This is a genomic window from Kitasatospora sp. NPDC001309, from assembly GCF_042896295.1.
In the GTDB taxonomy this organism is placed as follows: Bacteria; Actinomycetota; Actinomycetes; order Streptomycetales; family Streptomycetaceae; genus Kitasatospora.
In genome coordinates this window covers 20,393-34,777 of the sequence record NZ_JBIAXC010000073.1, presented here as the reverse complement: position 1 = coordinate 34,777, position 14,385 = coordinate 20,393, and the positions used below count along the sequence as shown (strand labels likewise).

The window sequence follows — 14,385 nt, the reverse complement described above, 5'->3', positions numbered from 1 at the left end:
GTACGTCCAGTACGAGGCCGACTCGGGCGCACGCCCAGCCGGGCGCCCAACGCCGCGCGCTGATCTGCCAAGATCCGCCGGACAGGCCCTAGCGGCAGCACCGAGGGCGCGCACGGCCGGTGCCGTGCGCGCCCTCGGGGTGGGGCCGGGTCGGACCCGGCGGAGGGTGGAGGTGTCGCCCGGGTGGCCGGCGTCGGCGTCGGCGAGGCCGCCGGAGAGCTGGTAGAGGGCGCCGTCGGGGCGGGCGGGGATCCCGTCCCGGGCTCCGCAAGAGGGGAGGTCCGCCGCCCGACGGGGGTGCGGGCGGCGGACCCGGCTCCGGTGGTGGTGCGTCAGGCCGGGAGGTTCCACTTCTGGTTGGCGGCGCCGTTGCAGTCCCAGATGCCGAGCTGGTTGCCGTTGTTGGTGGCGAAGCCGAGGTCGTCCAGGCAGCGGCCGGACTGCGGGTTGTAGAGCGAGCCGTCGGAGCGGGCCTGCCACTGCTGGGCACCGGTGCCGTTGCAGTCGTAGAGCTGGACCATGGTGTGGTTGGCGGTGCCGCCGCCGGCGACGTCCATGCACTTGCCGAGGGCGCGGACGGTGCCGTCGACGCCGATCCGCCACTTCTGCGCGACGGAGCCGTTGCAGTCGTAGATCTGGACGGGGGTGCCGTTGCCGAGGTTGGCGCCCTTCACGTCGACGCACTTGTTGGCGTAGCCGGTGATCTGGCCGGTCGGGCCGGCCGGCGGGGTGGCGCCCAGGATGACGCGCGGGAACATGACGCTGTCGCCGATGCCGCAGGCCGCGGAGACGCTGCCGTCCCCGATCGCCACGCCGCCGATCGCGGGGCGGGTGAACTGCACGGTGTGGGTGGAGTTCCAGTAGTAACAGGTGGCGGCGACGGTCCAGGTCTGCATCGGGTCGAGGCCGCTGCAGCTGCCGATCGCGCTCCAGCCCGCGACGTAGGCGCCGCAGGAGGGCGCGGCCTGGGCGGAGGTGGCGGGTGCGGCCAGGGCGGCGGCCCCGGCGAGCAGGGCGGTGGTCAGCAGGGCGGAGGTTCGGCGCATCGGGACGGTGGTCCTTCCGGTCGGCGAATCGCGTCAACACGACGTCTGTGCACTGGTGGTGACTGTGCGGCAGTTGTGTGGGCCGTGTAGAAGAATCGGGGTTCGCCGGGTCACCGTCAAGCTCTCGTTCAAGGCGAGCTTCAACGGATTCACGCCAGCTGTTCGGTCGGCAGTCGCTCGGACGGCCCGGAAACGGGCGGCCCGGAAACGCGGAACGGGCCCCGTGCTCCCCACCACAGGGGAGCACGGGGCCCGTTCGGCGAAACCGGGGCCGGGGCCGGGAGGCCGGGACGGCCGTCAGTCGAACTTGCGGCGCTGGCGCCCCGTCCCGTAGTTGCCGCCGGACTGGGAGCCGCTGCCCGGCCGGGCCCGGCCGGAGGAGCGCCCGATGAACCCGGCGGCCTGCGGCCGCTCGCCCTGGGTGGCGGCGCCGAGGCGCTGCTTGGGGCGCGGGCGGCGCGGGTTGCCGTTCATGTCGACGTCGGCGGGCAGCCCGGAGCGCTTGGCGGGGCGGCGGCGCGGGTTGCCGGACTTGCCGGCGCCCTTGCCGTCGGCCGAGGCGGCCGGGGCCGCGGGCTGGGCGGCGGCCGGGACGACCAGCGCGACCGCGACGCCGCTGGGGGTGCGGGCGCCGGTGATCCGGGACAGCTCGGCGTCGCCGGGGCGGATCTTGGTGACGGTCGGGCGGATCCCGGCGACCGTCATCAGCCGGTTGACCTCGCGGCGCTGCTCGGGCAGGACGAGGGTGACGACGGTGCCGGACTCGCCGGCCCGGGCGGTGCGGCCGCCGCGGTGCAGGTAGTCCTTGTGGTCGATCGGCGGGTCGACGTTGACGACCAGGTCGAGGCCGTCGATGTGGATGCCGCGGGCGGCCACGTTGGTGGCGATCAGCGCGGTGACCTCGCCCTCGCGGAACTGGTCCAGCACCCGGTTGCGCTGCGGCTGGGACTTGCCGCCGTGCAGGGCGGCGGCCATCACGCCGCTGGCGCGCAGCTGCTTGGCGAGCCGGTCGGCGCCGTGCTTGGTGTGCACGAACATGATCACCCGGCCGTCGCGGGAGGCGATGTGCGCGGTGGCGGAGGCCTTGTCGGTGGGCTCCAGCTGCAGGACGTGGTGGTCCATGGTGGTGACCGCGCCGGCCGAGGGGTCGACCGAGTGGGTGACCGGGTCGGTCAGGAAGCGCTTGACCAGCCGGTCCACGTTGCGGTCCAGGGTGGCGGAGAACAGCATCCGCTGCCCGCCCTCGGCGACCTGCTCCAGCAGCCGGCTGACCTGCGGGAGGAAGCCCATGTCGGCCATCTGGTCGGCCTCGTCGAGGACCGTGATGGCGACGTCGGACAGGTTGACGTCACCGCGGCCGATCAGGTCGTCCAGTCGGCCGGGGGTGGCGACCAGGACCTCGGTGCCGCGGCGCACCGCGTTGGCCTGCCGGCTGATGCCCATGCCGCCGACGACGGTGGTGATCCGCAGGTTGACGGCGGTGGCGTACGGGGTGAGCGCGTCGGTGACCTGCTGGGCGAGCTCGCGGGTGGGCACCAGGACGAGCGCCAGCGGGTGCCGGGAGTCGGCGCGGCGCCCGGCGGTGCGGGCGAGCAGCGGCAGGCCGAAGGCGAGGGTCTTGCCGGAGCCGGTGCGGCCGCGGCCGAGGACGTCGCGCCCGGCGATCGAGTCGGGCAGGGTGGCGGCCTGGATCGGGAACGGCTCGGTGACGCCCTCGCGGGTGAGCGCGGAGAGGATCGCCTTGGGCAGTTCGAGCTCGCCGAAGGAGGCTGCCGGGGGCCGGGCCGGGGTGCCCTCGACGACGGTGAAGTCGGCGGGCTCCGCCACGGCGGTGCGGGTGGCCTTGGGGGCGCCGGTGCGGCCCCGGGGCTTGCGGGTGCGGTCGGCGGCGGCGGCGCCCTCCCCGGTGCGGCGGGCGCGCTCGGGGTTGTCGCCGGTGCGGCGGGGGCGGCCGGTGCGGCCTTCGGCCGTGCGGTCGCCGGTGCGTGCGGCGGAACGGTCGGTGGTGCGGTCGCCTCGGTCGCGGGGCGTGCGGGCAGGGGTGGTCACGGGTTCTCCGTACGTCGGTCGGCAGCCCGCGTTCGCGGACTGGTCGGCCGTCTGAGTGGAGTGCGCCGCCCCGGCCGTACTGCGGCATGAACGAGGGCCCGCACCGCCGAGCGGTACGGGCCCCCGCTTCACGAGATCACAGGATCACGTGTCAGCTGAGAGGCTGAACGTCAGGCGATGACCTGGATGTTCTCGCCCTGCGGGCCCTTCTGGCCCTGGGTGACGTCGAACTCGACGCGCTGGCCCTCGACGAGCTCGCGGAAGCCGTTGGCCTGGATGTTCGAGTAGTGGGCGAAGACGTCCGGGCCGCCGCCGTCCTGCTCGATGAAGCCGAAGCCCTTTTCGCTGTTGAACCACTTCACGGTGCCGGTAGCCATAACCGTCTCCTCATACTTGGGGCATCAGGGACCCACACCTCGTGAGTCCCCAAGTAGCCGCGATCCCCATCCGGAGACTGAAACACCGGACAAAACAAATGCGCCTGTTGGTTGGTACCAGCAGGCGCACACACACGTTCATGGGAACCAAAACTGCAACTGCCTCGACTGTAGCACGGTCGCACCCCGATTGACCGGGGACTTTTCTGCTCGACAGATCACGTTTGGCCCCCCTGGAAAGAGGGGACGGCGCCCCGCCGGAGCGGGGCGCCGTCTGCTGTGCGGCCCGTCGCCGGGCCCTCGGGTCAGTGCCGGCCGACCGGCTCCGGCGGCATGGTGCTGCCGACCCGCGGGGCGTGGCCCTCACTCGGACGGGCGTCACCGCCGTGGCCGGGCCACCACGCCTTGTTGCCGATCAGCGCGGTGAGCGCCGGGGTGAAGAACATCGCCATCACGAAGGCCGCCAGCACGATGCCGAAGGCCATGGCGAAGCCGAACTCCAGCATGAAGCTGTTGCCCGCGAGCATGAAGGTCCCGAACGAGGCCGCCAGGATGAAGCCCGCCGCCGCGACGGTCGGACCGGCGTGGCGCAGCGCCTCGCGGGCCGCCTCGCGCGGGGTGCGGCCCGCGCGGGCCTCCTCGCGCAGGCGGGCGATGATCAGGATGTTGTAGTCGGTCCCGATCGCCACCACGAAGAGGTAGATCAGGATCGGCATCATGAACATCAGGCCGGTCTCGTGGCCGATCTTCTGGAAGAGCAGCGTGGCGGCGCCGAGGGTGGCGCCGAAGCCGAGGCCGACCGAGGCCATCAGGTACCAGGGGGCGACGACGCTGCGCAGCTGGAGCGCCAGGATGAGCAGGATGAGCAGCCCGGCGATCGGGAAGACCAGCTTGTAGTCGTGGGTCATCGCCAGGTTGATGTCCTTGAACACCGAGCTGAGTCCGCCGACCTTGGCCTCGGTGCCGGCCGGGGCCTGGGCGTGGGCGACCGCGCGCAGTTCGGTGACGGTGGCGATGGCCTCGTTGCTGGAGGGCTCGTCCTTGAGCATCACGGTGAACTGGGCCGTGGTGCCGTCGTCGCTGATGGTCTTGTTCTGGCTCGCGGCGGTCGTGGGGGCGGGTGCGAAGACCTGGGCGACGCCGGCGACGTGGAGCTTGTCCGCGTAGGCCGGGAAGGAGGCCGGGTCGAGCTTCCTGCCGTCGGTGCTGCTCAGGAAGACCTGGCTGGGGGAGGCGGCGCCCTTGGAGAACGCGGTGGACATGGTGTCCTGGACGACCATCGACTCGACGGTCTTCGGCATCGAGCCGCTGGTCATGTCGAACAGGCCGTTGTAGCCGAGGGCGCCGAGGGTCAGGGCGACCAGCACGCCGCCGGAGGCGAGGGCGGTGAGCGCCGGGCGCTTCTCGACGACCCGGCCGAGCGCGGTGAAGCGCGCGTCGCCGGGCTCCCGCATCCACTTCTTGCCGGGCCAGAAGACGGCCCGGGCGGGGATGACGGCGAGCAGGGCCGGGGCCAGGGTGACGGAGGCGAGGGCGGTGACGACGACCGCGATGGCCAGCGCCGGGCCGAGGGCCTGGAACATGCCGAGGCTGGAGAGGACCAGCGCGGCGAAGGCGATGGTGACGGCGCCGGCGGCGGAGGCGATCGCCTCGCCGACCCGGCCGACGGCGTTGACGACGGCGGACTTGCGGTCCTCACCGGCCCGCAGTCGTTCGCGGTAGCGGAAGGCGAGGAAGAGGAAGTAGTCGGTGCCGACGCCGAGCACGACGACGATCAGGATCGGCGTGAGGATCGCCGTGCTCTTGAGGTCGAAGGCCTTGGTGGCGTAGTTGATCAGTCCCATGGAGGTCGGCAGGGCGATGATCAGCGAGACCAGGATGGGCAGCAGGCCGGCCAGGACGCTGCGGAAGATGATGCCGACGATCACGATGACCAGCACCAGGGTGGCCATGGTGATGAGGCCCTCGGTGTCGCTGGAGGACTCCTGCTGGTCCAGGGTCTGGGCGGCGGAGCCGCCGAGCTGGAACTTGAGTCCGGTGGGGCCCGCCAGGTCCTTGCCGTCGCTGCGCAGCGCCTTGGCGACGTCCGCGACCGCCTTCGGGTCCTGCTGCTTGTCCTTGGCGATGGCGACCGTGCCCAGCGCGTACTTGTGGTCCTCGGAGTAACCGAGCTTGTCGGCGGGCGGGTTGACCGCCTCGACGCCGTCGATCTTCTTGCCGGCGAGGTCCTGGGTCAGCTTGCCCATGGCCTTGGTGTCGGCGTCGGTGAGCGCGGCGCCGTCGTTGCGCTCGAAGAGGATGAGGGCGTCCGGGGTGAAGGCGGCCGGGAAGGCCTTGGCCTGCACCTCGGCGGCCTGGATGGACTCGTAGTGCTTGGGCAGGAACGACGCCTCGTCCGTCTGGGAGCTCACCTTGGGCGCGGATATGAAGATCGCGACCATGGCGACGAGCCACGCGGCGATCACCCACCACGCACGGCGTACGGCGAATTGTCCTAGTCGGTGGAACATGCTCGATGCCTCCTGGGCATGGTTCACCGCAGCCCTTGGGGGACGGGACGCTGGGCGACGGCAGGACCGGGCCGGACGCGCACTGGCGTCCACTAGCCGGTCGGCAGGTAAGTAGGTCTGGGCGTCATCCTACGAGTACGTGCTCGCCGTGCGGCAAGAAAGCCCCCGTGGTCCAACCCCCGTTGCGGGGCCACCCCGAACCGGCCCCGCCCCAGTCTCTCCCGGCCGCGCTGCCGTTGGCCTCGTGCTCCGGGTGGAGCCTTCTCCCCCTCAGGGTGGAGTCCACCCCCTACCTCGGAGGAGGAGGCCTAGGGGTAGCGAACCAGGGGAAACCCCCACGGCACCGCCCGGCCGCCCCGGGGCCCGCTCGCCCGGCCGCCCCGGGGCCCGCCGCTCCGTGCGTCATGATGATCACCGTCCGGAATCCCCCGGATGAACACCGGCGGAACGGAGCCCAGCCATGATCCCCTTCGACGAGGCCCGCGCCCGGCTGCTGCTCACCGGCGCCTGCGCCGCCGCCGGACTGCCCGCCCCCGACGGGGCGCGGCTGCTCGCGCTCGGCGAGAACGCCGTCTTCGACCTCGGCGACCCGGCCGTGGTCGCCAAGGTCGGCCGCGGCCCCGGACTGTACGACCGGGCCCGGCGGGAACTGGCCGTCGCGCACTGGCTGGCCGGGCAGGGCATCCCGGTGGTCCGCCCGTACGAGCGGGTCGAGGCCGGGCCGCACCGGGCCGACGGCCACCCGGTCACCTTCTGGCACCGGCTCGCCCCCGCCGTCCGGCCCTCCCGCCCGGCCGACCTCGCCCCGCTGCTGCGCGCCCTGCACGCCCTGCCGCTGCCGCCCTTCCCGCTCGACGGGCGCGACCTGCTGGCGCCGGTGGAGCGCTGGCTGGCCTCCGCCGAGGGGCAGGTCGACCCGGCGGACGTCGCCTTCCTGCGCGAGCGCCGGGACGCCTTCGCGGCCGCCCTGCCCGGCCTGGTGCCGGAGCTCGCGCCCGGAGTGATCCACGGCGACGCGCTGCCGCGCAACGTCCACGTCGGACCGGACGGGCCGGTGCTGCTCGACCTGGAGACCTTCTCCCGGGACCTGCGCGAGCACGACCTGGTGGTCCTGGCGCTCGCCCACGACCGCTACGGGGTGCCCGAGGAGGACTACCTGGCGTTCACCGCGGCCTACGGCCGGGACGTGCGCGACTGGTCCGGCTTCGCGGTGCTGCGCGGGGCCCGGGAGACCGCCAGCGCCTCCTGGGTCGCCCAGCAGGCGGCCGGGAACCCGGCGGCGCTCGCGGAGTTCCGGCGCCGGGTCGACTCGCTCCGGGAGGGGGCCACCGGGGTGCGCTGGTACCCGTTCTGACGGCGGGCCGCCGCCTCCTCCGCCGCTGCCCCCGCCGCCTCCCCGATACCTCCCCCGGGCGGCGGAGGCCGACCCCGGCGGGTGTGAGAAGACTCTTAAGGCGGAACGGTCCGGCGCGCAACCGGGACACGTACGATCGGCGTCCTATCGCACAGTCATCCTGACCGAGGGATCGGCCTCCGGGATCGGCCCCCTTCTCGCCCCTCAGGAGCCGCCGCCATGCACCGGACCCCCACCCGTCGCAGCCCCCTTCGCCCCCACCGCAACCGGCTGCTCGCGGGCTGCATCGCGGTGGCCGCCGTCCTGGGCCTGTCCGCGTGCGGCACCGCCAGCGGGGCGCTCCAGCCCACCCCGACCGCCACCACCCCGGGCGCCGCGAACAGCACGGGCACCGGGAACGGCACGGGCACCGGGAACGGCACCGCGGCCGGCACCGCTCCGGCCCCCGGCTCGGACGCCGCCCAGCCGCGCACGCCCACCGCTCCGGCCGACCCCGGCCGGGCCACGGCCACGGCCACGGCCACCGGCAAGCCGGTCGGCACCACCCCCGGCGCCACCCCCGGCGCCCCCGGCACTCCCACCGGCACCCCCGCCGCGCCGCCCGCGCACCCCGGCCAGGCCACCAAGGTGATCGGCTCCACCGCCTCCGGCGGCCGCACCGTCGCCCTCACCTTCGACGACGGCCCCGGCCCGGCCACCGGCCAGGTCCTCGACCTGCTCGCCCAGTACCACGTCAAGGCCACCTTCTGCGAGATCGGCCAGAACGCCGCCGCCAACCCGGCCCTGGTCAAGCGGGTGCTGGCCGAGGGCCACCGGCTCTGCGACCACAGCGTCCACCACCCCCAGCCGTTCGAGAAGCTCCCGCACGACAAGGCGGTGTACGAGATCTCCGCCGCCCGCGACATGATCGTCAAGGCCGGCGGGCCGGGCACCCGGGTCGGCTGGTTCCGCGCCCCGGGCGGCGGCTTCAACGCCGACAACGAGCACATCGCCGCCGGGCTCGGGATGGACTCGCTCGGCTGGTCCGTCGACCCCCGCGACTGGTCCCGCCCGGGCGTGGCCGCGATCGTCTCCACCGTGCAGAGCCAGCTCAAGCCCGGCGGCGTGATCCTGATGCACGACGGCGGCGGCGACCGCAGCCAGACCGTGGCCGCGCTCAAGCAGCTGCTGCCCTGGCTCGTCGCCCAGGGGTACACCTTCGACTTCCCCGCCGCGTAAGGCCGTTGGACCGCGGCCCGTAGGGTGGGCGGCCGTGACCGACACCGCCGCCCTCGTCGCCGCCGTCCCCGGCCTGGCCCGCCACCTGCGGCCCGCCACCCTGCTGCACCCGTACGCCGCCCCCGGCGGTGCCCCCGCCGACCCCGGCGACCCCGGGGCGAGCCGGATCGGCGGCCCGGCCCAGTGGCCGACCGGCGAGCCCTGGCCGCACTGCACCGCGCGCCACCCCGAGGAGGAGGACGTCCTCCCCCGCAGGACCCCGGAACCACCCGCCGCCGCGACGGCGCTGGTCCCGCTCGCCCGGATCCGCGCCGAGGACGCCCCGCACCTGCCCCGGCCGCACGGCACCGACCTGCTCCAGGTGCTCTGGTGCCCCAACGACCACGACGACATCCAGGGCGAGCGCTACTACTACGGCCCCGCCGTCGAACTCCACTGGCAGCGCGCCGCCGACCTCGCCCCGGCCACTCCCCCGCCGCCCCGCCACAGCGCGCCGGAGTACCTGCCGCGCCCGTGCGCGGTGCGCCCCGAACAGCTCCTCGACCTGCCCGACCGGGACGACCTGCCCCCGGAACTCGCCCGCGCCGTCGAGGAGTTCGCCGAGCGGCGGGGCATCGGGTACCAGCGGGACCTCGGCCGGGCGGACGGCTGGAAGCTGGGCGGCTGGCCGTCCTGGCACCTCACCGACCTCGTCCCGGTCGACTGCGGCCGCTGCGGCGCGCGGATGGCGCACCTGCTGACGGTGGAGAGCGGCGGGGATCCGGACCTGTCGGTCGGGCGGCACGGGGAACTGCACGTGTTCGCCTGCCCGGTGGACGTGACGCACCCGGTCGGACTGGACCTCCAGTGACGGACATCGGACCGCTCGGCCGGACCGCTCGGTCGGACCGCGGCCGAACCCGTCGGCCGAGCCCCTCAGCCGAACCCGTCAGCCGAACCGGCGCCGGTAGACCTGCCGGGAGCCGCCCTCCGGCCCGGGGGCCGCGGCCGCGGCCGGGGTGAAGCCCAGCCGCTCGTAGAACACCCGGGCACCGCTGGCCACCGCCCCGGGGTGGTCCGGGCCGAAGGTGACCACCTCGACGGTGCCCGGGGCGCGGACGTGGCGGCGCAGCGCGTCCTCGACCAGCGCCCGGCCGACGCCGGTGCCCCGGGCGCGGTCGGCGACCACCAGCCAGTGCAGGTGGTGCGGCCCGTCCTGCGCGGGGCCGAACAGCAGGCCGCCGAGCAGGCCCCCGGTGGACTCGGCGACGGTCGCGGTGCCCCGGGCGACGGCCTTCTCCACCGCGCGGCGGAAGCCGGGCTCGGCCACCATCGGGCCGAACCAGTGCTCGACCTCGGCGGCGAGCGCCAGGAAGCCGGGCAGGTCCGCCGGGACCGCCGGGCGCACGGGGTGGACGGGACGCACGGGGTGGACGGGACGCACGGGGTGGACGGGACGCACGGGGTGGTCCGGGCGTACCGGGTCCGCGGCCCCGGTCATCCGGACGGTCGGGACGGCCAGCGCGGGTCCACCACCGCGAGCGGGTCCTTGCCGCGGCGCAGCCAGGACTGGAGGCCCTCGGCCCAGTCCCGGTACCAGTCGATCTGGCGCCGGTGCAGTTCGGCCGGGGCCACCTCCCCCACCTCGGCCGGGTAGCGCCCGGCCAGTGCGACGGCGACCCGGACGGCGGCCAGCGCGTCGCTGCCCGCCTCGTGGGCGTCCGTCAGCTCCACCCCGTACACCTCGCAGACCCGTTGGAGGGTGCGCGAGCCCTTGCGGTACTTGTCGACCGCCCGGTCGATGACCAGCGCGTCCAGCACCGGCCCGACCGGGGCGCCGAGGCGCTCGGCGAGCGTGGGCAGCCCGTGGCGGCGCAACTCGGCGTCGAGCAGGGACAGGTCGAACGGGGCGTTGAAGGCCACCACGGGCCGCCCGTCCGCGATCCGCGCGCAGAGCGCCGCGGCTATCTCCTCGACCGCCTCCTTGGCCTGCCGCCCCCTGCTGCGCGCCAGGGTGTCGCCGATGCCGTGGATCGCCTCCGCCTCGGCGGGGATCGGCACCCCGGGGTCGAGCAGCCAGTTGGCGGCATCCACCCGGACGGCGCCGACGGTGTCCACGAGGGCGGCCGTGACGATGCGGTCCACGGCCGGGTCGGTGCCCGTGGTCTCCAGGTCGAAGCCGACCAGTGGCTGCTGCCACCAGCTCATCAGGTGTGTCCTTCCGTCCTCCGGCGAAACAGCCCCTATCATCACCCGCCCCACCGACAACCCGGCCGTCAGGGCGGCCGGTCCGGGGGTGGCCGGGGGACTTCCGGGGGGCTTCCGGGGGCGCTGCGGGGTGCCGGCCGGCCGGCTGCGGGGGTCGGCGGAAGGTCCAACTCCGCTTGCCCGGAGCCCGCTTGGCCGGTCGACCGGGCCGGAGGTGAGGAGGTCGCGGGACGCCACGACCGCTCGGCCCCGGCGCGCGCAGGTGCGCACCGGGGCCGAGCGGCCGAGCGGCCGAGACGGATGACGACCGGCGGGTCGCCGGCCGGACGGCCTACCGGGCCGCCGCCCGGCCGGCGAGGGCGACCCGCGCGGACAGCGTGCTGGCGGCCACGGCGAGCGCCAGGCAGAGCACCGCGCCGCCGGCCAGCGGCAGCCAGGGCAGCCGCAGGGCGACGCTCGCCTGCCCGGCCAGGACGCGGTGGTTGAGCAGGGCCGTGGTGCCGTACTGGGTGAGCGCGGTGACGGCGAGGGCGAGGACCGCGGCGGTGGCCACCACCAGGGCGGCCTCCAGGGCCACCATCCCCAGCACCTGGCGGCGCACCGTCCCGGCCAGCCGCAGCACGGTGAAGTCGCGGCGGCGGTCGGCGGCGCTCATCACCATGGTGTTGACGATGGCGATCAGCGCGTAGAGCAGGGCGGGGCCGAGGATGGTGGTGGTGGCGATCCAGGCGTAGTGGGCGTTCGGGTCGGGGCCGGGGTCGCGGGCGTCGGTGAGGACGCCGCCGAGCCGGTCGGCGGGTTCGGCGCTGAGGTGGACGGCGCCGGGGCGGGCGCCGTCGAGGTGGCCGGTGACGGCGTCGCCGCTGAGCAGGACCTCGTCCAGGCCGAGCTGGGTGCGGTAGACGAGGGCGAGCCGCAGGCCGGTGACGGTGCCGTCGGCGAGGCGCAGGTTGACCTGGTCGCCGACCTTCCAGCCGTGGCCGCGGGCCTGGTCGGTGGAGGCGGCGAGGGTGGCGCCGTGCAGGTCGGCGGCGGTGCCGTCGACGGCGGGCAGGGTCCAGGCGGTGGCGAGGTCGCCGTCGACGACGGTGGCGGCGGAGGGCGCGCTGGCGGGCGAGTCCTCGCCGTGGTCGTCGAAGGCGGGCCGGTCGGCGCCGAGGCCGGTGACCACGGTGGAGGTGGTGGCGGTGGCGTGCAGGTCGGGCCGGCCGGCGGTGAGCCGGTGGGCGGCGTCGGCGGGCAGCGGGGCGGCGCCGGGGCGCAGCACGTAGCGGGCGGCGGCGGTGGCCCCGGCCTGGGCGGTCATGGCGTCGGCGAAGGCGGCGGTGGAGCCGACGGCGGTGCCGGCGAGCGCGATGGTGAGGAAGGCCGGGGTGGCGGTGGAGACGGTGCGGCGCACGGCGGTGAGCGCGTTCTGCCGCGCGAGCAGCGGGGCGGCGGCGGTGAGCCGGGCGAGCGGGGCGCTGAGCAGTCGGACCAGCAGGGGCACGACGACGGGCGCGAACAGGGCGAGGGTGGTGATGGTGGCCAGGTCGGCGCCCATCACCCACTGGGAGGCGAGCTGCGGGTCGTCCGGCTGGTCGCCGGGGGCGGGCGGCAGCGACGCCGCCGACAGGTAGTAGGAGACGACGCCGACCAGGCCGAGCAGTCCGAGGACGGCGAAGGCCCAGCGCGCCCCGGTCATCACCGTGCGGTCGGCGGCGGCGTCGCCGAGCGCCTCGACGGCGCGCACCCGCCCGGCGCGGACGGCGGCGGTGACGGCGCCGAGCAGCGCGACCGCCAGGCCGACGGCGGCGGCCAGCAGCATCGGGCCGGCGGCGGGCCGGGCGGTGAAGCCCTCGGGGGCGGCGCCGCGGGCGACCAGCCAGGAGGCGAGGGCGGGGGCGCCGGGCAGCGCGAGCAGGCAGCCGCTGATGGCGGAGGCGAGGGCGACGACGACGGCCTCGCCGGTGATCAGTTGGACGATCTGGCGGGGCGTGGCGCCGACGGCGCGCAGCATCGCGATCTCCTGGCGGCGCTGGGCGACGGCGAAGGCGAAGGTGCCGGCGACCACGAAGACGGCGACGAAGGCGGCCATCGCGGAGGTGAACTGGAGCACCTTGTGCAGCGAGGGCGCGCCGAGCGGGGAGTCGTCCCCGGCGGTTTCGTTGAGGAGGCTGCCGGTGGTGGCGACCAGGGTGACGCCGAGGGTGAGGGCGACGTAGGAGCCGGCGAAGGCGGCCTTGCGGCGGCGCAGGCTCGCGGCGGCGACGGGCAGCAGGGTCCCGAGCGAGGTCATGCCGGCGTCCCCGCCGTCTCCAGGGCGGTCATCCGCTCGGCGACCTGCTGGGCGGTCGGGCGGGGCAGGTCGTCGACGATCCGGCCGTCGGCGAGGAAGAGCACCCGGTCGGCGTGGGCGGCGGCGACCGGGTCGTGGGTGACCATGACGGTGCTCTGGCCCTCGCGGTCGACCAGGTCGCGCAGCAGGGCGAGCACGTCGCGGCTGCTGGAGCTGTCGAGGGCGCCGGTGGGTTCGTCGGCGAACAGCATCCGGGGCTTGGTGATCAGGGCGCGGGCGATGGCGACGCGCTGCTGCTGGCCGCCGGAGAGCTGGGAGGGCAGGTGGCCGGCCCGCTCGCCGAGGCCGACCTGGGCGAGCGCGCGGTGGACCTCGGCCCGGTCGGGGCGGCGCCCGGCCAGGCGCAGCGGCAGGCCGACGTTCTGTTCGGCGGTGAGCGAGCCGACCAGGTTGAACGCCTGGAAGACGAAGCCGAGCCGCTGTCGGCGCAGGACGGTCAGCTGGGTCTCGGTCAGCCCGGCGAGGTCGGTGCCGTCCAGCACGACCCGGCCGCGGTCGGGTCGGTCGAGGCCGGCGCTGCACTGCAGCAGGGTGCTCTTGCCGGAGCCGGAGGGCCCCATGACGGCGGTGAACGTGCCGCGGTCGAAGCCGACGTCCACCCCCCTGAGTGCCCGGACGGCCTCCGGGCCGGTGCCGTAGGTGCGGTGTACGTCTTCGAGGCGCAGTACGGCCCCGTCATCCCCCGTGATCTTCACGGGGGCTACACCTACCACGGCCACGACCGCCCTGACCAGGGGTGATGGGGGAATCGTTACGCCCCGCCGAGGGCTCCGGCCAGCCGCCGGGCGCCGGACGCCGTCGGGGTCAGCGGGCCGGCTCCCGGTGCATGGTGACGTCGACCGGGTCCTCCTCGACGACCGTGAAGCCGTGCCGTTCGTACAGCCGCCGGGCGGCGCTGCCCTGGAGGACGGTCAGGCGCACGGGCTCGCCGGCGGCGTCGGCCTCGGCGAGGAGGTGGCGCAGGACGGCGGTGCCGAGGCCGCGGCCCTGGAGGTGGGGGGCCAGGTAGAAGAGCTCCAGCTCGCGCCCGCCGCGCCCGTCGGGGCGGATCGTGACGGAGCCCGCGAAGGCGCCTTCGACCAGCAGCACCGAGGTGTGCCGGGTGGAGAAGGACTTCCGCACCCGCTCCCGGGAGCGGTTCGGGTCCCAGCGCCCGAGGCGTTCCAGGTCGGCGCGCATGACCCGGGCCTTGAGCTCGACGACGGGTTCGAGGTCCTCGGGCCCGGCGGGCTCCAGGGTCCAGACGGGGAGGCTGTTCACGGCGCGCAGTGTCACACCCGGACGGCACCGCCGACCAGCGAATATC

12 protein-coding genes are annotated in these 14,385 nt (G+C 75.1%); 3 read left to right on the top strand and 9 right to left on the bottom strand.

The window, feature by feature from the left end; translation table 11 throughout:
* Positions 1–332: 332 nt before the first annotated feature.
* The 4 genes from ACFY2K_RS41090 to ACFY2K_RS41075 form a co-directional block, all read right to left on the bottom strand.
* Entirely contained in the window at positions 333–1,046 is a 714-nt protein-coding gene (locus ACFY2K_RS41090; protein WP_380529311.1) for a ricin-type beta-trefoil lectin domain protein, read from the bottom strand.
* Positions 1,047–1,343: 297 nt separating this feature from the next.
* A complete protein-coding gene (locus ACFY2K_RS41085; protein WP_387717881.1) occupies positions 1,344–3,095 on the bottom strand; it encodes a DEAD/DEAH box helicase in 1,752 nt (583 codons plus the stop codon).
* A gap of 170 nt (positions 3,096–3,265) precedes the next feature.
* A complete protein-coding gene (locus ACFY2K_RS41080; RefSeq protein WP_196949043.1) occupies positions 3,266–3,472 on the bottom strand; it encodes a cold-shock protein in 207 nt (68 codons plus the stop codon).
* Positions 3,473–3,777: 305 nt separating this feature from the next.
* Complete coding sequence (locus tag ACFY2K_RS41075) at positions 3,778–5,913, bottom strand: MMPL family transporter (protein ID WP_380590847.1); 2,136 nt, start codon at positions 5,911–5,913, stop codon at positions 3,778–3,780.
* Between the two features lie 529 nt (positions 5,914–6,442).
* On the opposite strand from ACFY2K_RS41075, the gene ACFY2K_RS41070 reads away from it, so the two are divergent.
* From ACFY2K_RS41070 to ACFY2K_RS41060, 3 genes are all read left to right on the top strand, one after another.
* The gene (locus ACFY2K_RS41070) at positions 6,443–7,336 is read left to right on the top strand and encodes a phosphotransferase enzyme family protein (RefSeq protein ID WP_380529318.1); all 894 of its coding nucleotides are present in this window, start codon (positions 6,443–6,445) and stop codon (positions 7,334–7,336) included.
* 219 nt (positions 7,337–7,555) lie between these two features.
* Complete coding sequence (locus ACFY2K_RS41065; protein ID WP_387717876.1) at positions 7,556–8,554, top strand: polysaccharide deacetylase family protein; 999 nt, start codon at positions 7,556–7,558, stop codon at positions 8,552–8,554.
* 34 nt (positions 8,555–8,588) lie between these two features.
* On the top strand, positions 8,589–9,404 hold the full coding sequence (locus ACFY2K_RS41060) for a hypothetical protein (protein ID WP_387717873.1): 816 nt from the start codon (positions 8,589–8,591) through the stop codon (positions 9,402–9,404).
* 78 nt (positions 9,405–9,482) lie between these two features.
* Here the strand turns inward: ACFY2K_RS41060 and ACFY2K_RS41055 are convergent, their stop codons facing one another.
* The 5 genes from ACFY2K_RS41055 to ACFY2K_RS41035 form a co-directional block, all read right to left on the bottom strand.
* The gene (locus ACFY2K_RS41055) at positions 9,483–9,959 is read right to left on the bottom strand and encodes a GNAT family N-acetyltransferase (protein ID WP_380529323.1); all 477 of its coding nucleotides are present in this window, start codon (positions 9,957–9,959) and stop codon (positions 9,483–9,485) included.
* A 71-nt stretch (positions 9,960–10,030) separates the two neighbouring features.
* Positions 10,031–10,741 (bottom strand): exonuclease domain-containing protein, encoded by a 711-nt coding sequence (locus ACFY2K_RS41050; protein WP_375890118.1) that lies wholly within the window; start codon positions 10,739–10,741, stop codon positions 10,031–10,033.
* Between the two features lie 331 nt (positions 10,742–11,072).
* The gene (locus ACFY2K_RS41045; RefSeq protein WP_387717869.1) at positions 11,073–13,019 is read right to left on the bottom strand and encodes an FtsX-like permease family protein; all 1,947 of its coding nucleotides are present in this window, start codon (positions 13,017–13,019) and stop codon (positions 11,073–11,075) included.
* Positions 13,016–13,774: an ABC transporter ATP-binding protein gene (locus ACFY2K_RS41040; protein WP_375890114.1), complete on the bottom strand. Its 759-nt coding sequence runs from the start codon at positions 13,772–13,774 to the stop codon at positions 13,016–13,018. Before ACFY2K_RS41040 ends, ACFY2K_RS41045 begins: the two co-directional genes overlap by 4 nt.
* Positions 13,775–13,883: 109 nt before the next feature.
* On the bottom strand, positions 13,884–14,339 hold the full coding sequence (locus tag ACFY2K_RS41035) for a GNAT family N-acetyltransferase (protein ID WP_380529327.1): 456 nt from the start codon (positions 14,337–14,339) through the stop codon (positions 13,884–13,886).
* Between the last annotated feature and the right edge of the window lie 46 nt (positions 14,340–14,385).

Bases quoted from the DNA above. Each gene is read 5' to 3' on its own strand.
- ACFY2K_RS41090 (WP_380529311.1), bottom strand. From the start codon at position 1,046: ATGCGCCGAACCTCCGCCCTGCTGACCACCGCCCTGCTCGCCGGGGCC.
- ACFY2K_RS41080 (WP_196949043.1), bottom strand. From the start codon at position 3,472: ATGGCTACCGGCACCGTGAAGTGGTTCAACAGCGAAAAGGGCTTCGGC.
- ACFY2K_RS41075 (WP_380590847.1), bottom strand. From the start codon at position 5,913: ATGGTCGCGATCTTCATATCCGCGCCCAAGGTGAGCTCCCAGACGGAC.
- ACFY2K_RS41070 (WP_380529318.1), top strand. From the start codon at position 6,443: ATGATCCCCTTCGACGAGGCCCGCGCCCGGCTGCTGCTCACCGGCGCC.
- ACFY2K_RS41065 (WP_387717876.1), top strand. From the start codon at position 7,556: ATGCACCGGACCCCCACCCGTCGCAGCCCCCTTCGCCCCCACCGCAAC.
- ACFY2K_RS41050 (WP_375890118.1), bottom strand. From the start codon at position 10,741: ATGAGCTGGTGGCAGCAGCCACTGGTCGGCTTCGACCTGGAGACCACG.
- ACFY2K_RS41045 (WP_387717869.1), bottom strand. From the start codon at position 13,019: ATGACCTCGCTCGGGACCCTGCTGCCCGTCGCCGCCGCGAGCCTGCGC.